Source organism: Streptomyces sp. NPDC051677, from assembly GCF_044453465.1.
Classification (GTDB): domain Bacteria; phylum Actinomycetota; class Actinomycetes; order Streptomycetales; family Streptomycetaceae; genus Streptomyces.
This window is the reverse complement of record NZ_JBITCT010000012.1, coordinates 65,117-88,117: the sequence shown is the minus strand read 5'-3', so window position 1 is coordinate 88,117 and position 23,001 is coordinate 65,117. Positions and strand designations below refer to the sequence as shown.

Below are 23,001 nucleotides of genomic sequence, written 5' to 3'. Positions count from 1 at the left end.
CACCTTCTGTCGTGGACTTCTGTAACGCTTTTCGCGCCGCGTTCCAAGAACAGGTGTAGTGCCTTTGACGAACCCGGTGGAAGGAGACGCCTGTGGCTGGCGCGGAACGGTTACGGAGTGGGCCCGCCGCGGCGGTGCGCGACCCGGAGCTCTTCGAGGAGTTCTATCGGCGCCACGTGGACGCGGTGCTGCGTTTCGTGGCCCGCCGGGTCGACGACCCGCACACCGCGGCCGATCTGACGGCGGAGATCTTCCTGACCGTCCTGCACTCGGCTCACTCCTACCGGCCGCACCTCGGCAGTGAGACGGCCTGGCTGTTCGGGATCGCACGCAATGTGGTGTCGTCGGAGCGTCGCCGGGTCGCCCGGGAGGCCGAGCGCGACCTGCGTTTCTCCGGGCGGAGGCTGCTGGAGGCCGACGACATCGTCCGCATCGAGGACAGACTCGACGCGGAGAGCCCGGGGCGGCGCGCCCTCGCCGCGCTGGCCAGGCTTCCCGAGGGCGAGCGGGCCGTCATGGAGCTGATCGCGGTGGACCAGCTGACGGTCACCGAGGCGGCGGCCGCGCTGGGCATACGCCAGGTCACGGCCCGCGTACGACTGCACCGGGCGCGCAAGACGCTGCGCAGGGAGGCGGACGCCGAGACCGCGGAGGCGAACCCGACGGCCGCCGGAACGAGCTCCACGCAAGCCACGACGCCGGACGCATCGACGCTGTACATCGCAAGGGGGGAAGCATGAGCACGAGGCCGACGTTCGAGGACCGGCTCCTGGACGAGCTCAAGAAGGAGATCGAGCTGCGCGAGGCCGGCGTGTCCCGGACCGAACCGACCGGGGTCGGAGCGGGCCGGGGCTGGACGAGGGCTGGCTGGACGAGGGTTTCCGTGCTCCGTCTGCCCGCTCCCCGCCGGATGGCCTTCGTCGCGGCGGCCTGCGCGGCGGCCTGGCTCGGCATGGCGGTGGTACCCGGCTCGTCGGCCGACTCGGCGGCGTTCGCGGTGGAGCGGCACGGGGACGGCACCGTCGAGCTCACCGTCAAGGACCAGACCATCGGGATCGACGCCCAGCGCGAACTGGCGACGAAGGTGCGTCCGTGGGGCATCGAGGTGACGATTGACGTGTTGGCGCCCGGCTATGTCTGCGAGCGCAGCAAGTTCACCCCGTTCCCGGTGATCGAAAGGCGAACCGGGAACGTGGTCCCCGGCATCGCGATCAAGGCCGGCTGGGACTTCACCTTGCGCCGGGGCAATGTGCTCGCCTTCGAGAACATGAAAGGCATGTCGCGGCCGCGCGCGGTCGAGCTCTACGCGAGCAAGAGCGAGGCCAAGCCCTGCGTTCCGCTGAAGCTCACGCTGCCCGACGAGTAGGGCCCGTCCCGGCTCACAGCACACCTCAGCGAACGCTTCACCGCACCCCTCACCGCACAGAACCCGGTCTGCACATGGAATCCCCGCTCGTCATCCGTCCATCACCGGAGCCGTCACCCTCCGCGATCACCCGGTCACCCGCCTCGCGCTTGGGCTGGCTCGACGCGTTGCGCGGGATCGCCGCACTCGTCGTGGTGCTCGACCACTCGTCGTCGGCGTTCCTGCCGGAGTTCCGGCGGGAAGTGATGCCGCAGTTCAACCTCGGCCGGTACGGCATCATGGTGTTCTTCCTGGTGAGCGGCTACATCATCCCCGCGTCGCTGGAGCGCCGGGGCTGTGTTAGGTCCTTCTGGATCGGACGGGTCTTCCGCATGTACCCGCTGTGGGCGGCGGCCGTCACCGGGTTCCTCGTCCTGAATCTCCTCGGCATCGCCGAACTGCGCGACGGCCTGGGCCGACAGAGCCTCGCCACCGTGGCCGTCGCCCATGTCACCCTGCTCCAAGAGCTGCTGGGGACACCGAGCGTCCTGGTCGTCCTGTGGACGCTCTCCTACGAGATGGCCTTCTATCTGCTGGTCGTCGCCCTCTTCACGGTCGGTCGGCACCAGCGGTCGGCGGCGGTCGCCGTCACCCTCGCCGTGCTCGCCGCCGTGAGCGCGACAGCGCGGGTCACGCTGCCGGCCTCGGCGCTCTCCGGTGCGGTCGGCGCCGGCCCGCTGATCGCGCTCACCTCGGCCGCCATGGTGCTCGCCGTCTGCTGCGCGAGCGCCGGGTCTCCCGCGCTGCGGGTGGCCGGCGGGGTGCTGGGCGGGGTGTCCGCGCTCGTGCTGGTCGCCTTCAACGGCACGGTGCCGATGTGGGAGGGGCTGGTGATCCTCTCCGTGATGTTCCTCGGCACCGCCGTCCACCGGGCCGAGCACGGCCAGAGCAGTTGGCGGCGCACGGTCGGCATCGCCGCGGTGGTGCTCGTGTGCGCCGTGGGGAGTGCGTACGGGCAGGGCGACGACTCGCATTTCACACGGCGGGGCTGGATCCTGGCGTTCCTGCTGGCCGTGCTCACCTTCGGCGCGGGACTGGCCGCGCGCCACCGGCGCCTACCGCGCCGGCTGATCGGACTGGGAACGATCAGCTACTCGGTCTACCTGCTGCATCCCGTGCTGCTGGCGGTGACCGACGGCACGATCGGCCGGTGGCGGCAGGACAGTCCCGTGCTCGAGCTGGCGTTCTTCGCCGTGCTGCTGCCGCTGTGCGCACTGACCCACCGCTACGTCGAGGTACCGGGCCAGGCATGGGGCCGCAGGCTGGCGCGACGCTGTCGGCCGGACCCGCCCAGAGCCGCTCAGCCGATGTGATAGCTGTCGCCGTACACCTTCCAGTCCAGGGGCGGGTCCAGGTCGAGGTTGCCCTTGCGCAGGAACACGCGCTGGGCGGTGTCGACGCGGCTGGTGTCGCTGTGCGCCTCCTCCTGCTTCATGGCCCAGACCCGGGCGTCGAGGAAGGCGTTCAGATACGTCGTCTCGTCGCCGCCCTGGGCCGGCGGCTTCGCCTTGGTCAGCGCGCGCCGCCGGATGTTGCGGAAACTGGTGGAGTCGCTGCCGTCGCCGTGCATGACGATGGCGTCGTAGTAGGCGAACTGGCCCAGGACGCGCAGCCCGTCCGTCTTGCCCTGCCGGACGGCCGGGTTGAAGTAGACGCGGTCGCGTTCGTCGTTCTGGGCCTGCTGGAACGCCGTGTCCTGGGCGGCCTTGCGCCAGTCCTTCGGGTAGTTCGGGTCGAGGCCGGCGTGCGAGTCGGTGCCGTTGACGGCGCGCAGGGCGGGCAGGTACTTGGCGAGGACGTTGCCGGGCTTGCGGTCGGCGTAGAGCTGTACGAGGTCGAGCATGTCACCGGTGCCGGAGCAGAAACCGATGATGCCGGCGGTGTAGCCGCGGCCGTCGCCGATGTCCTCGATGTACCGGTACTGCGCCTTCCAGTCGAGCGAGGAGTTCTCCGCGCTCGACACCAGTTTCATGGCGATCTCCTTCTTCGCCGGGTCGTCGAGGCCCTTGGCTGCGGGGGCCGCGGTCGCCGGGTGGGCGCCGAGCAGCGGGGCGGCCGCCAGGGCGCCGGTGAGGGCGAGGAAGAAGCGGCGGGAGGTGGGGGCGGGGCCGTCGACCGGCCGGGACGTGTGCACCACAGTGGCTCCAGGTGAGGAGTGGGGGGTGGGTGACTCTGCACTGCGACTGACAGGAAAGTTTCCTATCAGGGCCGGGCGACAGAAGTAACCCATCGAAGCCATGTTCGTGCGATCGAACAAACTGACCCGCTGTCACGCGGGCGCAGAGCTACAGGAGTCGGATCACGACGGAGACCAGGAACCCGGTGAGGCCGATGTGGAAGATGACCATGCAGACCCACTGCGACGCGGGCATACGCCAGGACGCGGCGTTGAGGATCTCCCACTCACTCACCGCGAAGGCGGCCAGCACCAGGGCGAGCACCTCCCACAGCACATACCACCAGCCCGACGGGGTCGCCCCCGTCGCACCGTCCATCGCGGCCGGGATACGGGTAGCGCGACCCAGCAGGAAGAGACCGAAAAGCAGCTTGTGCCAGCCGTGACGGACCGCCGGCGCGGTGGTCGCCGCGTGAGTGACGGGTGTGGATCCTGTAGACATTCGCACATTTGATCACCCTCCCGCGATGGAAGCCACCGTTCCGGTCGCCGAGCAGCCGCCCGCCCCCTTCCTGTGCGATCCCTTTACGCAAGTGTCATGGCCCTGTAACTTCCGTTCGCAAGTTCGCAAGTCCTTTCAGGAAGTTGCCGGTTGTTCTTTCATGGCGACTCCCTTCCTTCGCTGCCCGCACCGGGAGAGGCCATGAGCCGCGCACCGAAGACGTCCCGTAGACGCACCCCGCCACGTCCGCTCGCCGTCGCCGTGGCGACGGCCGGACTGTTCGGACTCCTCACGGGACCGTCCGACTCCGATCCCGTCCCCCTTCAGCCGACCGCTGCCGCATCCAACACGGCGACCGTCTTCTACTACACGAAGACGAAGAACTGGCCCGCCGCCTACCTCCACTACGCCCCCGACGGCGGCTCCTGGACCACCGTCCCCGGTGTGCGGATGGAAGCCGCCTGTACCGACTGGGTGAAGCAGACCGTCGACCTCGGCTCGGGCACGGGGCTGCAGGCCACGTTCAACAACGGCAGCGGCACCTGGGACAACAACGGCGGCAACAACTACGCCCTGGGCACGGGGACGGTCACCGTCAAGGACGGGGTGATCGCCCACAGCGACCCGTGCGCCGACACCGGCTCGGGGTCGGGGTCGGGGTCGGGCAACCAGGCGACCGTCTACTACTCCACGGCCGCCACCGGGTGGACCACCGCCAACATCCACTACGCCCCGGCCGGCGGTTCCTGGACAGCCGTCCCCGGGGTCGGCATGGAGAGCGCCTGCACCGGCTGGTGGAAGCGGACGCTGGACATCGGCACGGCCACGTCCCTCAAGGCCGCCTTCAACAACGGCAACGGGGTCTGGGACAACAACAACAGCGCCGACTACACGATCCCGCTGGGCGCCACGACCGTGAAGGACCGCACGGTCACCTCCGGCGCCGCGAACCCCTGCGCGACGGAGGCCCCCGACACGGAACCTCCGACGGCCCCCGCCAAGGTCACGGCGAGCGCCACCGGCACGTCGGTGGTGGTGAGCTGGGACGCGGCCACCGACAACAAGGGGGTGACCAAGTATCAGGTCACCCGGACCGGCGGCGCCTCGGGAACGGTGGTCACGGATGTCGGCTCCACGGTCCTCTCCGAGTCGGGGCTGGAGGAGAAGACCGCCTACACGTACACGGTGAAGGCTCTCGACGCGGCCGGGAACACCTCTCCCGCCTCCACCCCGGTGACGGCGACGACCGGCGAGCGCGCCCCGGCCCCCGCGTCCGGCGCCCCGCTGGGCACGGACCCGCGCAAGGACCCCATCTACTTCGTGCTCACCGCCCGCTTCTACGACGGTGACACGGCCAACGACCGCGGCGGCAGCCAGCACGTCAAGTCCGGGAACGCGGCCGACAACGACCCCATGTTCCGCGGGGACTTCAAGGGCCTGGTCGACAAGCTCGACTACATCAAGGCCCTCGGCTTCTCGGCGGTCTGGATCACACCCGTGGTCCTCAACCGCTCGGACTACGACTACCACGGCTACCACGGCTACGACTTCTACAAGGTCGACCCGCGGCTGGAGTCCGCCGGCGCCTCCTACCAGGACCTGATCAACGCGGCCCACGCCAAGGGCATGAAGATCTACCAGGACGTCGTCTACAACCACAGCTCGCGCTGGGGCGCCAAGGGTCTGTTCACCCCGACCGTGTACGGGGTCCGGGACACGCAGTGGAGCTGGTACTACGACGAGAAGGCCGAGGGCTTCGAGTACGACGGCCTGACCGTGGAGCCGAAGTCAGGGAAGTCGTACTACAACGGCGACCTGTGGTCGACCGCCGAGCCGACCGGCAACACCTGCCTGAACTGGGGCAAGCCCACCGGAGGCAAGAGCGCCGAGGGCTACACCCTCTACAACTGCCAGTGGCCGAGCCCCACTTCGGGCATGTTCCCGAAGGCGTACTACCACCAGTGCTGGATCGGCAACTGGGAGGGCGAGGACTCCCGGTCCTGCTGGCTGCACGAGGACCTGGCGGACTTCGACACCGAGTCGACGCCCGTGCAGAACTACCTGATCGGCGCCTACGACAAGTACATCGACATGGGCGTCGACGGCTTCCGGATCGACACGGCCGTCCACATCCCGCGCGTCACCTGGAACCGCCGTTTCCTGCCGGCCATCTACGACCGGGTCACCCAGAAGTTCGGCGCGGACGCGGCACGGAACTTCTTCGTCTTCGGAGAGGTCGGCGCCTTCGTCAACGACAAATGGAACCGCGGGTCCGTGAACCACTCGGCGCAGTTCTTCACCTGGAAGGAGCGCAAGGAGTACAGCGCCGACGACGAGAAGGCGGCCATCGAGCAGTTCACCTACGAGAACGACCTCGGCACCGGAAATCAGCCGACGTCGGCCAACGCCTTCCTGAGCGGCAACAGCTACCACACGCCCGACCGCAGTCTGTTCTCCGGCATGAACATCATCGACATGCGCATGCACATGAACTTCGGTGACGCGCAGAACGCCTTCAGCAACGGCAAGGATTCTGACGACAGCGTCAACGACGCGACCTACAACGTGGTCTATGTGGACAGTCACGACTACGGCCCGAACAAGTCGAGCACGCGCTACAGCGGGGGCACCGACGCCTGGGCCGAGAACATGGCGCTGATGTGGACCTTCCGCGGCATTCCGACGCTGTACTACGGCTCGGAGATCGAGTTCCAGAAGGGCAAGCAGATCGACTGCGGGCCGACCTGCCCGCTGGCGTCCACCGGGCGCGCGTACTTCGGCGACCACCTGGCCGGTTCCGTCACGGCCTCGGACTTCGGCACGGTCGCGAGCGCGAGCGGGACGATCGCCACGACCCTGGCCCAGCCGTTGGTCAAACACCTCCAGCGGCTCAACCAGATCCGCCGGGCGGTGCCGGCCCTGCAGACGGGTCAGTACTCGACCGACGGGATCAGCGGCCAGATGGCGTTCAAGCGCCGCTACACCAGCGGGAGCACGGACAGTTTCGCGCTGGTCACGGTCACCGGTGCGGCGAGCTTCACCGGCATCCCGAACGGCACGTACAGGGACGCCGTCACCGGCGATGTGAAGACCGTCTCGAACGGCTCCCTGTCGGTGGCCGCACCCGGCAAGGGAAATCTGCGGGTGTACGTGCTGAACGGGCCCGGAAAGGTCGGCGCCGACGGACCCTATCTGAAATAGCATCGAATACGGCCGCCCGTTTATCCGAGAGTGCACGGCTTTTCGACTGGCAGTGCACTCCCGTTTTCACACCTGCGACGGACATTCTGGCGTGATCACATCGCGTGTTTCCGATCACCGTTGACGCCTCGTCGACCCGGCGGCTCTACTCGTTTCCGATTCAGCGTCACTTCCCTTGCGATGGAGGTATTCCATGAAGATGTTCGGGGCACTGAAAAGGAAGATCGTCAGCGAGAAGAGCCTCAAGGCGTACGCCTGGTACCTCTGGTACTGAGCCGCCGTTGAACAGGTGAGAAAGCGTGTGCGCCCGCCGTCGCCGGTGACGGGGACGGCGGGCGCACACCGCCCAAGGTCCGTCGCTTCGATGTGGAGACACCATGCCGTCGTCGCTCTCTCTCACCCAGCGCCGCAGAGTCGAATTCGCCCCGCGGATCCGTTCCCTGCTGGACGAACACCTCGGGGACGAGGTGTTCCGGCTCGATTCCGGCACGGTGGGCGTCGGCTCGGCCGGACTCATCGAGCAGGTCATGGCGAGCCGGCCGGCGAACGACTTCGAACGGCCCACCTTCAAGCCCCTGCTCGGCCGGGCGATCCCGCGGACCGAGGCCTCGGCCTTGATGCGGGCCGTGGGCCAGGACGTGCGTGCGGCGCTCGCCGAACCCACCGATCTGTCCGCCGACCTCTCCGGGACCTGGCCGCGGGTGGCGCACACCTACCTGCGGGACACCGTCTTCGGGCGTGACCCCCGCCGGCTCAAGGTTCTCGTCGACCGGCGGCTGGAGTGGACGCCCAAGCTGACCTGGACGGTCATCGGCGTGGGGGCCGGACTGCCGGGCCGGGGCGGGGCGCTCGCACGCACCTCACGGCTCGGCGCGTGCACCGCCGACGCTCCGACGTACGGAGAACGGCGGCACGCCATGGGCATGTACCGCCGGGCCGCGGCTCCGGTGTGCTTCACGGTCGCGGCACTGGTCGCGAACGCGCTGTGGCTCGGGGCCCCCTTCGCGCCCGGCACGCCGAACCGGCACATCGTCCACGAGTCGCTGCGGCTGTTGCCGGTGTCCTGGAACGTGTTGCGGGTCGCCTCCCCCGAGTTCACCGCCCTCGACGAGCGCATCGGCGCCGAGGACGACGTCCTCATGCTGCCGCTGCTGTCCCACCGAGACCCCGCGCTGTGGGACGACCCCCATGTCTTCCGCCCCGAGCGGTGGCACGACCTCGACCCGGACACCACTCCCGGATACCTCCCCTTCGGGCATGCGAGCGAACGCTGCTGGGGACGGCACATGGTGCTGCCGCTGGCGGAGCGGCTGCTCGACATCGCCCGGCACAACGGACTCGCACCCGACCCCCGGCAGACGGCGGCCAGGGTTCCGCTGGCCGGCCTGATGGGTGTGGTCGACGTACGCATGCTCTCCAGGTAGCGAAGAGCAGGGGGAGTTCATGGGCCGGATGGTCAGGGGGTGCCCGGGGCATCGCCGCGCCAGTCGAACCGGCGATCGGCGGCGCCGCGCCGCTCGTACAGGGCGTGGCCGCCGGGCCCGTAGCGGCCTATCTCCGTGGTCAGCGCCACCTCGCGCAGTTCGTGGTCCAAGCGGTCCGTGATGTCCAGCAGCAGCCCGTCCAGCGGGCCGCCCACCAGGTGCGCGTACCGGCGGTCCGGGCGGGGGCCGGCGTCGTCGTGGTCGGCGCCGTAGACCCGGCCCCGCAAGAACTCAACCTCGTCCATGACCAGCAGCTTGTCATCCACCACTGACAACGGCCCGGCGCCGTCGCGCTTCGGCCTCCGGCGGCGTTCTTCGGCCAAGACGGTGGCGGAAGCGTGGCGTCCGAGGGCATGTCCCGACTCAGCGGGTATCCACCGCTTACACGTCGTTGTGTGAGGGGTGGGGGGGCCGACCCTGATGGCACGCAGGCGGGAGCGGGCGCCGGCCGGGGAGTCGGCGCGGGTCCGGCGTCGGCGGACCGTGCGTGAGCTGCGGGCGTCGGGCCGCGACGGGCCGCGATTACCCGAGGTGCTGCCGGCCCTCGCCGTCCTGCTCGTCGTCGCGTGCGCCGCGGTCGCCGGAGTCGCACTGGTCTCCCGTACGTTCGGCGGCCCGGCCGGCGCGCTGCTCCTCGTGCCGCTCGCGGTCGCCGCCGTCGTCGTACGGCGTCGGTCCCGGCGGCCGGCCCGGCGGCGCGGTGGGTACTACACCGCCGAGGAGTTGGCCGAGTTGGACATGCCCGCGCTGGTGGTCGCGGTGGCCCGGATGCTCCGGCGGGACGGGTGGCGGGTGCTGCCGCCCCCTCGGCACGACGCCCTCCATCTCGCCGCCCGTGACGGCCGGGGTCTGCTGCTCGACGTGGCGTTCCGTCCGGTGGCCGAGCCGCTGCCCGACGAGGAGTCGGCCTGCTCCTGCCGGGCGCGGATGCGGGCGCGGGGCCGGGCCGGTCCCGCGCTGCGACTCGTGGTGCACCGGGGCACGTTCACGCACCGGGACGAGGTGTGGGCCGCGCGCGAGGGCCGCACCTGTCTGATCGACGGCCCCCGACTTCGACTGTGGGCGCGCGGCACTCCCCTGGCCCAGGTCGCGGGCGGGGTCGTCCCCACGCCTCGGCGTACGTGAGGCCCGGCGGCCTCGGCCGCCCGGTTCCGCCGTCCGCGCACGCGCGCCGCCGCCCGGGCCTCGTGAGACCCGGGCGGCGGTGTGGGGCGGTCTGCGGTCAGGGAGTGAGCTGCCAGCGCTGGATGTAGCCCGTGTCGATGGACGCACGGTCCTGGACGCGCAGCTTCCAGGTGCCGTTGACGGGCTGCGCGGAGGCGTCGACCGTGAAGGTCTGGTCGACGTTGTCGGCGGAGCCGCCGCTGCGGTTGAGCAGGGAGTAGACGGTGCCGTTGGGCCCGACGAGGTCGACGGTCAGGTCACCGCGGTAGCTGTGCACGATGTTGACGTAGACCGAGGTGGTGGCGGAGGCGTTGCCGTCGCGGCCCGCGATGGTGACCGGGGACTCGACGGCGGCGCCGTTGTCCGGGATGTCGACGCGGGTGGCGTTGGCGTAGATGTGGGCGATCCGCCAGGTGAAGGTGTCCGAGACGGACGCTCCCGTGCTGTCGGTGACCTTGAGGGTCACGTCGCTGCTGCCGAGGGTGGTCGGCGTGCCGGAGATCAGTCCGCTCGGGCTGATGCTCAGACCGTCGGGCAGCCCGGTCGCCTCGTAGGTGAGGCCGGCGCCCGTGTTGGTGGTGTACGCGTCCACCTGCAGGCTGACGGCCTGGCCGACACCGCTGATCTGGTCGGCGATCGGGGCGACGTTGACGCCGAGGGCTATCCGGCTGCCGACGTTGATGCCGGCCCAGGCGTCGGCGACGGCGAGGTAGGTGGGGCTGTACGCGCCGAAGAGGTCGGCCGCGGCCGACAGGGTGGCGGTGCGGGCGCCCGCGTAGTTGGTCGACGAGGTCATGTACGTCGTCAGCGCCCGGTACCAGATGGCGGCGGCGTTCTCGATGCCGATGCCGGTGACGGCCTGGCCGTCGGAGGTCGGGCTGTCGTAGGCGACGCCGTTGACGGTCTTGGCGCCGCTGCCCTCGGAGAGCAGGTAGAAGAAGTGGTTCGCGGGACCCGAGGAGTAGTGGACGTCGAGGCCGCCCAGGCTCGAACTCCAGTTGTCGGCGGAGTCGCCGTCCTTGGAGGGCTTGTCCATGTAGCGCAGCGGGGTGCCGTCGCCGTTGATGTCGATCTTCTCGCCGACGAGGTAGTCGCCGGGGTCGGCGGCGAGGTTCGAGTGGAACTCGACGGCGGCGGCGAAGATGTCCGAGGTCGCCTCGTTCAGACCGCCGGACTCGCCCGAGTAGGTCAGGTTGGCGGTGGCGGCGGTGACGCCGTGGCTCATCTCGTGGGCGGCCACGTCGAGGGCGGTCAGGGGGTGGGTGTTGCCCGAGCCGTCGCCGTAGGTCATGCAGAAGCAGCTGTCCTGCCAGAAGGCGTTGACGTAGCTGCTGCCGTAGTGGGCGCGGCTGTAGGCGGCGACGCCGTCGTTGCGGATGCCGTTGCGGCCGTACACGTCCTTGTAGTAGTCCCAGGTGGCCGCGGCGCCGAAGGCCACGTCGACACCGGCGGTCTGGCGGTTGGACGGGGTGCCGTCGCCCCAGACATCGTTGTCGTCCGTGAAGAGGGCGCCGGTGCCGGAGGTGCCCTGGTTCAGGTCGTACGTCTTGTGTCCGGCGCGGCCGCCGTCGGTGAGCTGGTACGTCGATCCCGACAGGGTCGTGCCGAGCGGGACCGTGCCGGTGTACTGGCCGGTGCCGGTGCCGGTGTGCACCTTCTCGGCGGCCAGGAGCTGCTTGCCCGTGGTCGCGTCGGTGACCACCTGGAGTTCGCTCGGCGTGCCGTCGTGCTGGACGCCCTTGACGACCGTCTCCCAGGCCAGGACGGGCTTGCCGGCGCCGGCCCAGACGACGAGGCGGGGCGCGTTCTCGGCCGCGGAGCCCTTGACCTCGGCGCTCTTCGCGGCCGCGAGTGCCTTGCCGGTGGCGTTCGAGGCGGAGAGCTTCGGGGTGAGGGAGGGCAGGGTGAGGGTCGCCCCGCTCGCCTTGGAGACGGTGGTGCGGCCGTTCCTGAGGTGGACGACGAGGTCGCCGCCGAGGACGGGCAGTCCGGCGTAGGTGCGCTCGTAGCGGGTGTGGGTGGCGCCGTCGGCGTCCTGGATGACGTCCCTCACGACGAGCTTCTCTTGGGCGCCGAGGGCGAGCTGCCGGGCCGTGGCGCCGGCCGCGGTCTGCGCGCTCTTGATCAGTGAGGCGCGGCGGGCCGGTGCCAGGGGCGTCGCTGCGGCTCCCGCGCGGGGCGTGGCGGTGATCTTGGACGGGCCCGGGTCGGCCGGGGCCGCACCTGCGGCGCCCGTGGGGGCGCCCAGGGCCAGCAGGGTGCCGATGGTCGTCAACGCGAGGGCGGTGGCGCGTCTGCGCCGGAGGGTGGGGCGGTGTCGCCGGGACAACGGGTTCTCCTTCTGTGCGACGGTCGGCCGGTGATGGAGGCCGAGGTGGGGCGGGCCGGCGGGGTGGGGCCGGTCCGGAGCGCTGCACGACAGGCGGGTGGAAGGAGGTGGGGGGTGAATGACAGGTGCGCCGCATGATGCGGGTGTGAAGGAATGGTGAACTTCGGCAGCAGAGTGGCACTCCGTGCACAGGTTTGTCATGTGAATGCCAAGACAACGGCTTGAATTGACCATGACTTTCTGGGGATTCGGTCTGCTCGGCGCACGTTTTCGGCCGGGGCTGCGCCGCCCCCTCCCCGGCAGGACGAAGGCGCCCCATCGCCGCAGAGGCTTGGACGACGGCCGTTCGAGTGGTCGCGCCTCGCTCGCCGTCGTAGCGTCGGTAGAGAACCCCACCGGGGCACGGCACACCGGCGGGTTCCGGATCGGGCGGGCGGGAGCGGAGATGCGACACACGACGAGAACAGCGGTCATGCTGTGCGCGGCGCTGGGCCTCACGGCGGCCGTCGGCTCGGCCTCGGCGGCACCGGCCGCGTCACCGCCCACGGTGCGCGAGGCCGCGGTGCGGCAGGCCACGGATCCCGTCCTGGTCGACTGCTTCTCGCACGCGCAGGTACGGCCGACCGCCTTCATCCTGGCGTGCGGCGACGGCAACAGCCGACTCGTCTCACTGCACTGGGACAGCTGGGGCCCGGGCTCCGCGCGTGCGACCGGAGTCAACGTCGTCAACGACTGCGACCCGTACTGTGCGGCGGGCGCCTTCCACCCGTACGCCGTCGTGGTGAAGCTGGACCGGCCGCAGCCCTGGAAGAAGAACCCGCAGGTGCAGCACTACAGCCGGATCAGCCTGACCTACCCGGGCGCCAGGCCGGCGCAGTTCGCGCGTGTCGTGACGTACCCCCTGTGGAACTGAGCCTGTTCCGGCCGTACTGTCACACCAGCCTGCCATGATCGAGGCATGACACGGACACGGACACGGGTACGGCGCCGACACGGCGCCCCGGTTCTCCTGGCGCTGCTCTTCCTCACGGCCGGGTGCGCCGATCCTTCCAGCGACCCCCGGGCCGCCGGGCCGTCGACGGCCGCGCCCTCGCCCTCGGGCTCGGCGAAGGGCTTCTGTCCCCCGCCCGAGGACACACGCGCGACGCCGTCGCCGTGCATCAGCTACGGCTGGGACCAGCGGGTCGCCGAGAACCACGCCTACCGTCAGCCCCAGTCCATCACCGATGAGCAACGGCAGGAGGCGCAGCCCCGGGCGACGGCGTTGGCCGCCGCCCTGCAGAAGCTCGCGGCCTCGGGCACCACCCTGGACGGACTGCGGACCGCCGCCGCAGACGCGCTCGGTCTGCGGGCGAAGGAGATCGAGGTGCAGGGCGACTTCCTGGACCCGCTGCACGACGTGCTCGTCGGGGGCGGCGAGGGCCGGGTGTGCGTCAACGGAACGGTCGACAGCAGCGGTCACGCGACCGCGGAGGTCGCCGGGCGCACGGTCGAGGGGACCTGCCTGCCCGGGCTGGGCGGGCACTGACCTGCGGCGGGGCCGGTCAGTCCAGCAGACCGGCCGCCACCGTCGCCCCCAGTTCCCACGCGGCCGCCACGTCCGCCTTGCCGGGTTCCCCGGTGACCGTGACCGGCTCGGCCGCGCGACGCCAGCCCAGGCCCGTGGTGATGGCCTCGATGCCGCGTACCGCGCCGGTGACGTCGTTGCCCCCGTGCACGTAGTAGCCGAAGGGGCGGCCTCGGGTGGTGTCGAGGCACGGGTAGTAGACCTGGTCGAAGAAGTGCTTGAGCGCGCCCGACATGTAGCCCAGGTTGGCCGGGGTGCCCAGCAGGTAGGCGTCGGCGGCCAGGACGTCGGAGGCGGTGGCGGCGAGGGCCGCCCGCCGCTCGACGCGGACGCCTTCGATCTCGGGCGCCGTCGCGCCCGAGACGACCGCTTCGAAGAGCGCCTGGCAGTTGGGTGAGGGGGTGTGATGGACGATCAGCAAGGTGGCCACGGCACGGAACCCTGCCCGCTCCCCCGGGCCGACCGCAAGCGGCGACGCGCGCGGCGTCGGCGTTCACCCCGGGCCGGCTGCCGGGGTGACGGTCTCGGTGGCGCCGTCCGGGAAGCGGATCTCCAGAACGCCGTCGGAGACGGGGACCGCACGGGCTCCCGGCCGGGTGTCCGCCGAGAGAAGCGGGTCGGCGGTGAGCACCACCAGCGTGGCCAGGAGGAGCGTGCCGCCCGGGTGCGGTGTGGTGAGGACCGGGACGGCCGAGTGCTCGCCGTAGGCGTTGTGGCCGCGGGCCCGCGCCACCTCGGCGGTGGCGTCGTCCCAGCCGAGCAGGCCGACGAGGGCCGAGGCCAGGCCGTCGGCGCGGCGGGCCTGCGCCCAGGCCTCGCCCGTCTGTGCGGCGGGCGGAGCGTCGTCGCAGGCCACCGCCCAGCCGCCTTCGCGGACCGGCGTGCCGACGGGTGCGGCGACGCGGTGCACCCGGACCTCCCACGGTCCGTGCACCACGCTCACGGTGGTGATGTGCGGGCGCTCGTCGCCGTCCGGGCCGAGCGGGGCGTGCCAGGACGCGGCGTGCCGGCCCGCCGCGTACAGCGGGTGGATACGGCCACGGCGGGACGGGCCGGTCGGGGTCAGCAGGGCGATGCGGTTGTCGGGTCCTGGTGGTTCGCCGGGGGGCGGGGTCTGGGGTGCGGTGGCGGAGGAGTAGGCGAAGCCCGTGTAGTGCGGACTGTCGTCGGACGCGGCGGGCGGGGGCGGGAGCCGGTCGGCGCCGTGGTTCACGAGGCGGACGATCCCGTCGGCGGCCGTGGAGTGCAGCAGCCACCCCGGTGCGGGCAGGGCCAGGTGCCGGTCGGCGGTGTCGACGGGGCCCGCCTCCTCGCGTGCCGTCCACACCGGGTGGTCGGCGGGCAGGAGCAGACCGAGGAAGGCCTTGCTCGCCCAGTACGGGGACGCCGGCCCCGAGTACGGCTGGGTGACGGGAAGGTAGGACCGGTACCAGCCCAGTGGCAACAGGCCTTGCTCGTCCGGGACTTGGCGGTCCGTGAAGTGTTTCAGAGCGCCCGAGGCGAGGCGGCGGGTCCGGCCGGGTGACAAGGGGGTGGCGTCGGCGAGGAGGCCCGCCCAGAGGGGGGCGGCGACGGCGTAGCGGTAGGTGAGGGAGCGGCCCTGGTGGACGGGGGCGCCGTCGGAGCCGAAGAAGTACTGGTGGACGCCGAGGAACTCGCGCAGGCGGGCGCGGTGCACGGCGACCCGGGCGGGCTCCGCGCGGGGGCCGGCGACGCGGGCCCACAGGGCCGGGTAGAGGTGCAGGGCCCAGGCGTTGTAGTAGTCGAACTTCCGGCCGTCGCCGTCGGTGTACCACCCGCCGCCCCGGTACCAGTCGTCGAGGCGGTCCAGGCCCGCGTCGATCTCGGCGCGCTCGTGCGGACCGCCGACGGAGGCGAGGAACTCCTCGACGATGACCTGGAACAGCCGCCAGTTGGAGTCGTTGGCGGTGGCGCCGACGAAACCGCCGAGCCAGTCGATCGCCATCTCCCTTGTTCTGTCCGGCAGCCGGTCCCAGATCCAGGGGCGGGTCTCGTGCAGGGCGAGGGCGACGGAAGCCGCCTCGACCATGGGCTGGGAGCGGTCGGCGATGGGCGGCCAGTGCTCCGGATGGCGGGGATCGACTCCGGCGGCGAGCCCCGCGGCGTAGCGCTCGACGAGGTCGTCTCCGGCGGCTCCGTCCGAGCCCGCGATGCGGAAGGCGGCCAGCAGGAACGAGCGGGCGTAGCCCTCCAGCCCGTCCGACCAGGCGCCGGAGTGGCCGGTGCGGCCGGGCAGGCGGTACTGGGCGAGGCCGGGCGTGGCGTAGGGCCGGAGCGCGGCGAGCAGCCGGTCGGCGGTGGCCTCCCAGTGGGCGCGGGTGTATCCGGTGTGCGGGGACAGGTCGGGGTCGGGGGGCGGCAGTCGGCCGGCGTCGGCCGACAGGTGCGGCGCGGTCATACGGGGGCGGTTCCCTCCGTCGGTCAGTGGGCGCGCCCGGGCGGGGGCGCGGCGACGCTGTCGCGTACGACGATGTGGGTGCCGAGCAGATGGTGGGCGCCTGCGGCGTGTTCGGGGTCGCGCAGGGCGATGCGCACGGCGGCGCGGCCGAGTTCCTCGGCGGGCGTGCGGACGGTGGTGAGGGGCGGGTTGAAGTCCTCGGCGAGCGGTATGTCGTTGTAGCCGACGACGGACATGTCGTCGGGGACGCGCAGTCCGGCCTCGGCGAGGGCGCGCAGGGCGCCGGCCGCGACCATGTCGTCGCCGGCGAAGACGGCCGTGAACTCAGGGCGTTCCTTGAGGAGTTCGGTCATCGCGCGGAGCCCGGCGGCCCGCCCGAGTCCGCAGTCGACGACATGGGCGGCGCTCGGCGGCAGTCCGTGCCCGGCGAGGGCGGCACGGTAGCCGTGGACGCGGGCGTCCAGGGCCGTGTTCCCGGGCAGTCCGCCGAGGAAGACGATCCTGCGGTGGCCCGCCGACAGCAGGTGCCCGGTGATGGCGCGGGCCCCGGCCTCATTGTCGAACTCGACGACCAGCGCGGGGATGTCGGGGTCGGGGGCAGGACGCCCGCACAGCACCAGGCGGGCGCCGGCGGAGTCCAGGGCCTGGGCGTAGTGGGCGACGCGCTCACGGTAGGCGTCGTCCTCGACGACCCCGCCGACCAGGATCACCAGCCGGGCGCCCTCCTCCCGCATGAGCTGCACGAACTCCAGCTCGCGCTGCGGGTTCCCGCCGGTGGTGCCGACCAGGCAGAGCCGGCCGTGGGCGGCGGCCTCCGCCTCGACGCCCTCGGCGACCTGGGCGTAGAACGGGCTGGTGACCTGGCGCAGGACGACGGCGACCGTCTTGCGGCCGCCGCCGACCAGGGCGCGGGCGTTGGCGTTGGCGACGTAGTCGAGGGCGCGGGCGGCGCGCAGGACGCGGGTGCGGGTGGCGGGCGGTACCGGATAGTTGCCGCTGAGCACGCGCGAGACCGTGGCCACGGACACGCCCGCCCGTTCGGCCACCTCGCGGATGGTCACCCGCCCCTGTGTCGTCATGTCGCTCCCCGTTCTGCTCGCTCGTGTCCGCGTCCGCCGCTGCCGTCGCCTCAGGTGTTGGCGTCGTACTCCTCGGCGTACTCCCCGGCCATTCTGTCGCCGCCCCGGGAGCGCCACTTCTTCACCGCCTCGTCGTACTCCGACAGGGGGGCACGGCCGGCGACGACGGCGGTGATCGTGTCGTCCATCAGGGCCTTGAGCGTGGCGCCCTGGGAGGTCTCGGTGCCGGACTTCAGGCCGAAGGAGGCGTTGCGGATCGCGACCGGCGCCACCTTGCGCTGCCAGGTGTGCAGGGCTCGTACGGCGTCGGGGAGGCCCGGCAGGAACAGCACCTGCGGGCCGTCGGCGAGGAAGCGGAACGGCAGGTTGGTGACGTTCTCCACCTCTCCGAGCTTGGTCGCCTGGGGGGAGCCGTCCTTGCCGCGGGTGAAGTGGACGCCCTCCACGCCGAAGTGGACGAGTTCCCACTCCTTGGTCCCGAAGGGGGCCGCGAGGTGGTCGAGGAGACGCAGCAGCATCTGGATGCGTTCCTTCGACGCCTTCTTCAGGATCGTGTAGCCGAAGGAGCGGCGGGCGGCGACGATGCCGCCGGGTGTGCCGTCGACGCTGTAGGGCAGGGCCGGCGCCGGGACCAGCAGGCCTTCGGCGTCGAGGTAGCGGCTCTGGTAGGCGTTGAAGCCGTCCTGGAGGGAGGCGACGGTGCCGTTGAGGAAGAGGGTGCTGAGGTCCACCGGGGAGATCGAGGTGGCGTCGGGGTGGTACGAGCCGTTCTTGCGCAGGTGGGCTTGGAAGGCGACGGCGGCCTTGTAGCGGTCGTCGGTGTAGTGGGGGTGGAAGGCGCCGCTCTTGTCGACGGCCCAGGCGTTCGGGGCGTTGTGGGCGGCGGCGTGGACGGCGTTGCCGAAGAGGGAGCCGACGGAGGCGCCGAGCGCGTACTGCTTGCCGTGGGTGGCTTTCTTCGCCACGGCGGTGAAGTCCGTGGAGGTCCAGCCGTCCTTCATGCCGGCCTCGGTGAACAGGCCCTGGTTGAGCCAGAGGGTCGAGCCGGGCAGCGGGCGCTCGACGGGGACGCCGTAGAGCCGGCCGCCGATGCGGCCCATGTCGCGCCAGGCGTGGGTGGGGATGCCGGCCAGGTTGGGGTAGTCCTTGACGGCCGCGCCGGAGAGATACGGCGTCAGGTCCTCGGCCCTGCGCTGGACGAACTGGGCCTCGCGGGGCAGGGTGACCCCGCTGAAGACGTTGATGACGTCGGGCAGCGAGTCGGGGTCGCCGGCCATGACGGTGGCCATCTTCTTCTGGTAGTCGGCCTGCGGGACCACCGTGAACTCGATCTTCACGCCGAGGGCCTTCTCGACCGCCCGCCAGTACTGGTTCTGCGCGGCCGCCTTGGGCGGGGTGCCGAAGGTGACGGTCAGGACCCTCACGGTGGAGCCGTCGCCGGGCGTCCGGGCGGCCGAGGCGACCAGGGAGGAGGGGTAGGACGTGAAGCCGGCCTGGACGCCGGCGTCGGTGGGGGCGAGGTCGGGGCGGGGTCCGGCGGGGGCCGCGTAGGCGGGCCAGGGGGCGAGCTTCTTGCCCGCGTTGGAGACGTCTGCGTCGTCCGAACCCGTGGAGCAGGCGGTGAGCAGACCGGGGACGGCGACGGCGGCACTCCCCGCGGCCACGGATCGCAGCAGCGAGCGTCGGGACATGCTGGGCATGACGAATGACCTTTCCGCGTGCGGCTCTTGAACGTGCTGGGTGATGGCTCAGCTCTTGACGGCGCCGGTGAGCACGCCCTTGGTGAAGTACTTCTGCAGGAACGGGTAGACGAGCAGGATCGGCACGGTGGCGATCACCAGCACGGCCATCTGGATGGTCTGCGGCGCGTTCACCGTGGCCTCCCCGGTGGTGGTGTCGGTGAGGCCGGAGCCGGCCACGACGTAGGTCCGCAACACCTGTTGCAGCGGCCAGTGGTCGCTCTCGAGGTAGAGCGAGGCGTAGAACCAGGAGTTCCAGTACGCCACCGCGTAGAACAGCCCGACGACGGCGAGCGCGGCCTTCGACAGCGGCAGCACGACGGACCACAGCACGCGCCAGTCCCCCGCGCCGTCGAGGCGGGCGGCCTCGTACAGCTCCTCGGGGATGCCCTGGAAGAAGCCGCGCAGGACGACCAGGTTGAAGACGTTGACGAGCACCGGGAGGATCAGCGAGCCGTAACTGCCCAGCAGGTCCAGCTCCTTGACCAGCAGGAAGCCCGGGATCATGCCCGGCGGGAAGAGGAAGGTGAACAGGATCAGCAGCAGCACCGGCCGACCGCCGAACACCTGGGGGCGGGAGAGCGCGTAGGCGAGGGTGACCGTGCAGACGAGGCTCAACGCGGTGCCGACGAGGGTGACTCCGGCGCTGACGGTGAGGGCGTGGGTGACGATGCCGCCGTCGAGGATGTCCCGGTACGCCTGCAGGGTGGGGTGTTCGGGCCACAGCACCCAGCCGCCGTTCGCCACGACCTCGCGCGGGGCGGCCAGCGAGGTCGACAGGATGACGAGGAAGGGCACGCAGACCAGCAGGACGACCGCGGTGAGGGCGACGGCCTTCGCCGCCTGGGTGAGGGGCCGCGGCTTCTCCATCCAGCCGGGCCGGACGTGGGCGCTCACTTGTAGACCCCCTGTTCGCCGAGGCGATGGGCGACCTTGTTGGCCGCGTACACGAGCAGCGCGCCGACGACGCCCTTGAACAGGCCCGCGGCGGCGGCGAATCCGTAGTCGCCGCCGACGATGCCCCGGTAGTAGACGAAGGTGTCGATGACCTCGGCGGTCTGCGGGCCGACGGCGTCACGCTGGAGGAGCATCTGTTCGAAGCCGACGGAGAGGATGTCGCCCAGCCGCATGATGAGCAGCAGCACGATCACGGGCCGGATGGCGGGCAGGGTGATGTGCCAGAACCGCCGCCAGGGTCCGGCGCCGTCGATCGCGGCGGCCTCGTACTGCTGCTCGTCGACCTGGGAGAGCGCTGCGAGGAAGATGATCGTGCCCCAGCCCGCGTCCTTCCAGATCACCTGGGCCACGACGAGCGGCCGGAAGGCGTCGGGGTTGCCGATGATGTCGACGGTGTGCAGGCCGGCGTCGCCGAGATAGCCGTTCACCATGCCCGTGTCGCCCAGGACCTGCTGAAACAGGGCGACGACGATCACCCACGAGATGAAGTGCGGCAGATACGCCACCGACTGCACGAAGCGGCGGACGGTGCTCCAGGTGAGGCTGTGCAGGAGCAGGGCGAGGGCGAGCGGGACGGGGAAGTAGAAGACGAGCTGGAGGACGGCGATCCAGAGCGTGTTGAGGACGGCGTCCCAGAACTCGGCGTCCTCGAACATCCGCCGGAAGTTGCCGAGACCGACCCAGGGGCTGCCCCAGAGCCCGTCGAACGGCACGTACTCCTTGAACGCGATGACGTTCCCGGCGAGCGCGCCGTAGTGGAACACGAGGAAGTAGGCGAGCCCCGGCAGCATGAGCAGGAACAGCGTCCGGCTGCGGTGCCGCTGAAAACGTTTTCGATCCCTTCGACGCCGCATCGGACGGCGGGATGCGCCACTCTCTTCCGTCTTACTGGGGTTCTCGCGCAGCAGCATCGCCACGGAGCCTCCTCCCCTCGATGGTCGAGTGAGGTGACGTTAAAACGTTTTCAGAGACCCGGTCAACACTTCTGACACAACTGCGAGTTGCGCCCTCGACGCCGACACCCCTCCTTGGGGACGGCGGAACTCGCGGCATGGCACCCTGACATGACGGCTGTTCAGATGTCGGCGACGCGAGGAGTGCGTGGTGCTCACCCGGAGTTCGGCGATGGTGTGCGCGGTCGGCGTGCTGGTCCTGGTCGGCTGCTCCACCGAGGGCGGCGAGAGCTCGGCGGAGCCTGCGGACACCGGGCGCGCCACGGGGACCGCCGCCTCCGCCCCGCCGTCGTCGGCCGCTCCCAGTTCCCCGCCGCCCTCGCCTTCCCCCTCTCCCTCCGCTTCGGCGCCCGCGTCCGCGAGTCCGTCGCCGGCGCCCGTCACCGGCCCGGATCAGAGGCTGGTGACCATGACCGTCAGCGGCGGCTTCGCCGGGGTGAGCCGGGAGGTCGTGCTGCGGGGCGACGGCACCGTCCGGACCACCGACCGGGGCCGGTCCGCGGTGCGCCGCACCACGACGGCCCAGTTCACGAGCCTGCGCACCCTGCTGGGCGATCCGGCACTCGCGGACGTCCCCTCGTTCACCAGGAACACGGGGGCGGCCGACATGTTCCAGTACACGCTTCGGTTCGGCGGCCGTACGGTCATGACGGACCGCTCCGCCGAGGAGCCCGCGCTCGACCGTCCAATCGACGCCCTGGAGAAGTGGCTGCCGGCGAACTGACTTCCGTGTTGGTCACGGATGCGTCCCCGACTCTTGACGACCGTCGTATGACTGCGTAGACATGACAGCGCAGACATGACTGCGCAGTCATGCAGTCGGCGTCTGTCATCATCGGTATGAGCATCCGGCCGTACGGGAGACACCATGACGCGAGGGACAGGGCGGGGCGGGAGTTCCGCCGCGCCGCGCAGCGTGGACGTGGCCCGCCTGGCCGGCGTCTCCCAGAAGACGGTCTCGCGGGTCTTCAACGACGAGCAGTACGTCTCCGCCGACGTGCGCCGACGCGTCCTGGAAGCCGCGGAAACGCTCGGCTACCGGCGCAACAACGCCGCCCGGGCCCTGGCCTCGGGGCGCACCCGCTCCATCGGCGTGGTGACGCTGGGCACGGCCCTGTACGGCCCCGCGTCCTTGCTGATGGGCGTCGAGCGTGCCGTCCGGGACACGGGATACGCACTGCGCGTGGTCAACACCGTGGAGGGCGACCCCGCGGGCATCGCGGGAGCCGTGGACTCGCTCCTCGACCAGGGCGTGGACGGCATCGTCATCTCCGAGCCGATCGACGAGCAGACAGACGACGGTGAGGTCACGCTCCGCGTCGACGTGCCCGTCCTCGTCCTCGGCGCGCCGTCCTCCGTCGAGGCGCCCATGGTGCTGAGCGCGGGCGACGGAGCCGACCAGATGGCCCGCGCCGCCACCGAACACCTGCTGGCCCTCGGTCATGTGACGGTCCATCACCTCGCCGGACCGTTGCGCTGGTATGCCGCCCGGGACCGGCTGGAAGGCTGGCGGAGGACGCTGACCGCCCATGGCAGGGACGTGCCGCAGGTCGCCGAGGGCGACTGGTCGGCCGCGTCCGGTTACGCGGCGGGACGCGAGCTGGCCGCGGACGGCGACGTCACCGCGGTGTTCGCCGCCAACGACGACATGGCGATCGGTCTGATCCGCGCGCTGACGGAGGCCGGACGGCGGGTGCCGGAGGACGTCAGCGTGATCGGCTTCGACGACGTCCCGGTCGCCGCCTATGTCACTCCTCCGCTGACCACGGTGCCGCAGCCGTTCGACGCCGTGGCGCAGGAGGGGCTCAAGCGCCTGCTGCACGCCATCGAGAACCCGGACGCCGAGCCCTTGCCGGCGAGCGACCCACCGGTCGACCTCGTCGTCCGCACCTCGACCGCGCCTCCTCCGCACCGGACGACCCCGGCGCGCGGACGGCGTCCCGCCTCCCGGCCCCGCGGAGGCACGTCCACCGAGCCGCTCCCGAACGGAGGCCCCTCCACCCAGCACTGAAGAACACGGATCGGCTCCACCGAGGCCGACCGAACGCACCCAGCACCCAGCACCATGGCCGTGCGCGTGATCCGA

General features: G+C 71.1%; 21 protein-coding genes. 11 read left to right on the top strand and 10 right to left on the bottom strand.

What is annotated here, in order from left to right:
• The first annotated feature begins 92 nt into the window (after window positions 1–92).
• The 3 genes from ACIBAF_RS16400 (at window position 93) to ACIBAF_RS16390 (ending at window position 2,718) form a co-directional block, all read left to right on the top strand.
• Complete coding sequence (locus ACIBAF_RS16400) at window positions 93–740, top strand: RNA polymerase sigma factor (protein WP_399463890.1); 648 nt, start codon at window positions 93–95, stop codon at window positions 738–740.
• Entirely contained in the window at window positions 737–1,366 is a 630-nt protein-coding gene (locus ACIBAF_RS16395; RefSeq protein ID WP_399463889.1) for a hypothetical protein, read from the top strand. Before ACIBAF_RS16400 ends, ACIBAF_RS16395 begins: the two co-directional genes overlap by 4 nt.
• Window positions 1,367–1,440: 74 nt before the next feature.
• Window positions 1,441–2,718 carry an acyltransferase family protein gene (locus ACIBAF_RS16390; RefSeq protein ID WP_399463888.1) on the top strand — a complete coding sequence of 426 codons (1,278 nt, stop codon included), beginning with the start codon at window positions 1,441–1,443 and terminating at the stop codon, window positions 2,716–2,718.
• Here ACIBAF_RS16390 and ACIBAF_RS16385 read toward each other — a convergent pair.
• Together ACIBAF_RS16385 and ACIBAF_RS16380 are read right to left on the bottom strand one after the other, a co-directional pair.
• Window positions 2,706–3,542, bottom strand: a complete 837-nt coding sequence (locus ACIBAF_RS16385; RefSeq protein ID WP_399463887.1) for a chitosanase — start codon at window positions 3,540–3,542, stop codon at window positions 2,706–2,708. The two genes, ACIBAF_RS16390 and ACIBAF_RS16385, sit on opposite strands and share 13 nt — an antisense overlap.
• 148 nt (window positions 3,543–3,690) lie before the next feature.
• The gene (locus ACIBAF_RS16380; RefSeq protein ID WP_399463886.1) at window positions 3,691–4,023 is read right to left on the bottom strand and encodes a hypothetical protein; all 333 of its coding nucleotides are present in this window, start codon (window positions 4,021–4,023) and stop codon (window positions 3,691–3,693) included.
• Between the two features lie 201 nt (window positions 4,024–4,224).
• On the opposite strand from ACIBAF_RS16380, the gene ACIBAF_RS16375 reads away from it, so the two are divergent.
• From ACIBAF_RS16375 to ACIBAF_RS16365, 3 genes are all read left to right on the top strand, one after another.
• Complete coding sequence (locus ACIBAF_RS16375; RefSeq protein ID WP_399463885.1) at window positions 4,225–7,224, top strand: carbohydrate binding domain-containing protein; 3,000 nt, start codon at window positions 4,225–4,227, stop codon at window positions 7,222–7,224.
• Window positions 7,225–7,417: 193 nt separating this feature from the next.
• Window positions 7,418–7,498 (top strand): tryptorubin family RiPP precursor, encoded by an 81-nt coding sequence (locus tag ACIBAF_RS16370; RefSeq protein ID WP_399464034.1) that lies wholly within the window; start codon window positions 7,418–7,420, stop codon window positions 7,496–7,498.
• A gap of 103 nt (window positions 7,499–7,601) precedes the next feature.
• The gene (locus ACIBAF_RS16365) at window positions 7,602–8,648 is read left to right on the top strand and encodes a cytochrome P450 (RefSeq protein WP_399463884.1); all 1,047 of its coding nucleotides are present in this window, start codon (window positions 7,602–7,604) and stop codon (window positions 8,646–8,648) included.
• A 32-nt stretch (window positions 8,649–8,680) separates the two neighbouring features.
• Here ACIBAF_RS16365 and ACIBAF_RS16360 read toward each other — a convergent pair whose 3' ends face one another.
• Entirely contained in the window at window positions 8,681–8,953 is a 273-nt protein-coding gene (locus ACIBAF_RS16360) for a hypothetical protein (protein WP_399463883.1), read from the bottom strand.
• Window positions 8,954–9,128: 175 nt separating this feature from the next.
• Between ACIBAF_RS16360 and ACIBAF_RS16355 the strand changes: the two genes are divergently transcribed.
• Window positions 9,129–9,833, top strand: a complete 705-nt coding sequence (locus ACIBAF_RS16355) for a hypothetical protein (protein WP_399463882.1) — start codon at window positions 9,129–9,131, stop codon at window positions 9,831–9,833.
• Window positions 9,834–9,930: 97 nt separating this feature from the next.
• Here ACIBAF_RS16355 and ACIBAF_RS16350 read toward each other — a convergent pair whose 3' ends face one another.
• A complete protein-coding gene (locus ACIBAF_RS16350) occupies window positions 9,931–12,201 on the bottom strand; it encodes a M4 family metallopeptidase (protein ID WP_399463881.1) in 2,271 nt (756 codons plus the stop codon).
• A 445-nt stretch (window positions 12,202–12,646) separates the two neighbouring features.
• Here ACIBAF_RS16350 and ACIBAF_RS16345 point away from each other — a divergent pair, with 445 nt between their 5' ends.
• Window positions 12,647–13,114 (top strand): hypothetical protein, encoded by a 468-nt coding sequence (locus ACIBAF_RS16345; protein WP_399463880.1) that lies wholly within the window; start codon window positions 12,647–12,649, stop codon window positions 13,112–13,114.
• 45 nt (window positions 13,115–13,159) lie between these two features.
• A complete protein-coding gene (locus ACIBAF_RS16340) occupies window positions 13,160–13,729 on the top strand; it encodes a precorrin-3B C(17)-methyltransferase (RefSeq protein ID WP_399463879.1) in 570 nt (189 codons plus the stop codon).
• Window positions 13,730–13,745: 16 nt separating this feature from the next.
• Here the strand turns inward: ACIBAF_RS16340 and ACIBAF_RS16335 are convergent, their stop codons facing one another.
• From ACIBAF_RS16335 to ACIBAF_RS16310, 6 genes are all read right to left on the bottom strand, one after another.
• Entirely contained in the window at window positions 13,746–14,198 is a 453-nt protein-coding gene (locus tag ACIBAF_RS16335) for an NAD(P)H-dependent oxidoreductase (protein WP_334582213.1), read from the bottom strand.
• 63 nt (window positions 14,199–14,261) lie between these two features.
• Window positions 14,262–16,187 (bottom strand): DUF2264 domain-containing protein, encoded by a 1,926-nt coding sequence (locus ACIBAF_RS16330; RefSeq protein ID WP_399463877.1) that lies wholly within the window; start codon window positions 16,185–16,187, stop codon window positions 14,262–14,264.
• A 23-nt stretch (window positions 16,188–16,210) separates the two neighbouring features.
• On the bottom strand, window positions 16,211–17,266 hold the full coding sequence (locus tag ACIBAF_RS16325) for a LacI family DNA-binding transcriptional regulator (protein WP_399463876.1): 1,056 nt from the start codon (window positions 17,264–17,266) through the stop codon (window positions 16,211–16,213).
• Between the two features lie 50 nt (window positions 17,267–17,316).
• Window positions 17,317–18,966, bottom strand: coding sequence for a sugar ABC transporter substrate-binding protein (locus tag ACIBAF_RS16320; RefSeq protein WP_399463875.1), 1,650 nt, complete (start codon window positions 18,964–18,966; stop codon window positions 17,317–17,319).
• 48 nt (window positions 18,967–19,014) lie between these two features.
• A complete protein-coding gene (locus ACIBAF_RS16315; RefSeq protein ID WP_399463874.1) occupies window positions 19,015–19,902 on the bottom strand; it encodes a carbohydrate ABC transporter permease in 888 nt (295 codons plus the stop codon).
• A complete protein-coding gene (locus tag ACIBAF_RS16310) occupies window positions 19,899–20,753 on the bottom strand; it encodes an ABC transporter permease (protein ID WP_399464033.1) in 855 nt (284 codons plus the stop codon). Before ACIBAF_RS16310 ends, ACIBAF_RS16315 begins: the two co-directional genes overlap by 4 nt.
• Before the next feature lie 313 nt (window positions 20,754–21,066).
• Between ACIBAF_RS16310 and ACIBAF_RS16305 the strand changes: the two genes are divergently transcribed.
• On the top strand, window positions 21,067–21,639 hold the full coding sequence (locus ACIBAF_RS16305; RefSeq protein ID WP_399463873.1) for a hypothetical protein: 573 nt from the start codon (window positions 21,067–21,069) through the stop codon (window positions 21,637–21,639).
• A 144-nt stretch (window positions 21,640–21,783) separates the two neighbouring features.
• The gene (locus tag ACIBAF_RS16300; protein ID WP_399463872.1) at window positions 21,784–22,926 is read left to right on the top strand and encodes a LacI family DNA-binding transcriptional regulator; all 1,143 of its coding nucleotides are present in this window, start codon (window positions 21,784–21,786) and stop codon (window positions 22,924–22,926) included.
• Window positions 22,927–23,001 lie beyond the last annotated feature (75 nt).

Excerpts from the sequence above, each read along its gene's own strand:
- ACIBAF_RS16395 (WP_399463889.1), top strand. The coding sequence starts at position 737 with ATGAGCACGAGGCCGACGTTCGAGGACCGGCTCCTGGACGAGCTCAAG.
- ACIBAF_RS16390 (WP_399463888.1), top strand. The coding sequence starts at position 1,441 with ATGGAATCCCCGCTCGTCATCCGTCCATCACCGGAGCCGTCACCCTCC.
- ACIBAF_RS16380 (WP_399463886.1), bottom strand. The coding sequence starts at position 4,023 with ATGTCTACAGGATCCACACCCGTCACTCACGCGGCGACCACCGCGCCG.
- ACIBAF_RS16375 (WP_399463885.1), top strand. The coding sequence starts at position 4,225 with ATGAGCCGCGCACCGAAGACGTCCCGTAGACGCACCCCGCCACGTCCG.
- ACIBAF_RS16370 (WP_399464034.1), top strand. The coding sequence starts at position 7,418 with ATGAAGATGTTCGGGGCACTGAAAAGGAAGATCGTCAGCGAGAAGAGC.
- ACIBAF_RS16365 (WP_399463884.1), top strand. The coding sequence starts at position 7,602 with ATGCCGTCGTCGCTCTCTCTCACCCAGCGCCGCAGAGTCGAATTCGCC.
- ACIBAF_RS16360 (WP_399463883.1), bottom strand. The coding sequence starts at position 8,953 with ATGGACGAGGTTGAGTTCTTGCGGGGCCGGGTCTACGGCGCCGACCAC.
- ACIBAF_RS16355 (WP_399463882.1), top strand. The coding sequence starts at position 9,129 with ATGGCACGCAGGCGGGAGCGGGCGCCGGCCGGGGAGTCGGCGCGGGTC.
- ACIBAF_RS16345 (WP_399463880.1), top strand. The coding sequence starts at position 12,647 with ATGCGACACACGACGAGAACAGCGGTCATGCTGTGCGCGGCGCTGGGC.
- ACIBAF_RS16340 (WP_399463879.1), top strand. The coding sequence starts at position 13,160 with ATGACACGGACACGGACACGGGTACGGCGCCGACACGGCGCCCCGGTT.
- ACIBAF_RS16330 (WP_399463877.1), bottom strand. The coding sequence starts at position 16,187 with ATGACCGCGCCGCACCTGTCGGCCGACGCCGGCCGACTGCCGCCCCCC.
- ACIBAF_RS16325 (WP_399463876.1), bottom strand. The coding sequence starts at position 17,266 with ATGACGACACAGGGGCGGGTGACCATCCGCGAGGTGGCCGAACGGGCG.
- ACIBAF_RS16320 (WP_399463875.1), bottom strand. The coding sequence starts at position 18,966 with ATGCCCAGCATGTCCCGACGCTCGCTGCTGCGATCCGTGGCCGCGGGG.
- ACIBAF_RS16310 (WP_399464033.1), bottom strand. The coding sequence starts at position 20,753 with ATGCTGCCGGGGCTCGCCTACTTCCTCGTGTTCCACTACGGCGCGCTC.
- ACIBAF_RS16300 (WP_399463872.1), top strand. The coding sequence starts at position 21,784 with ATGACGCGAGGGACAGGGCGGGGCGGGAGTTCCGCCGCGCCGCGCAGC.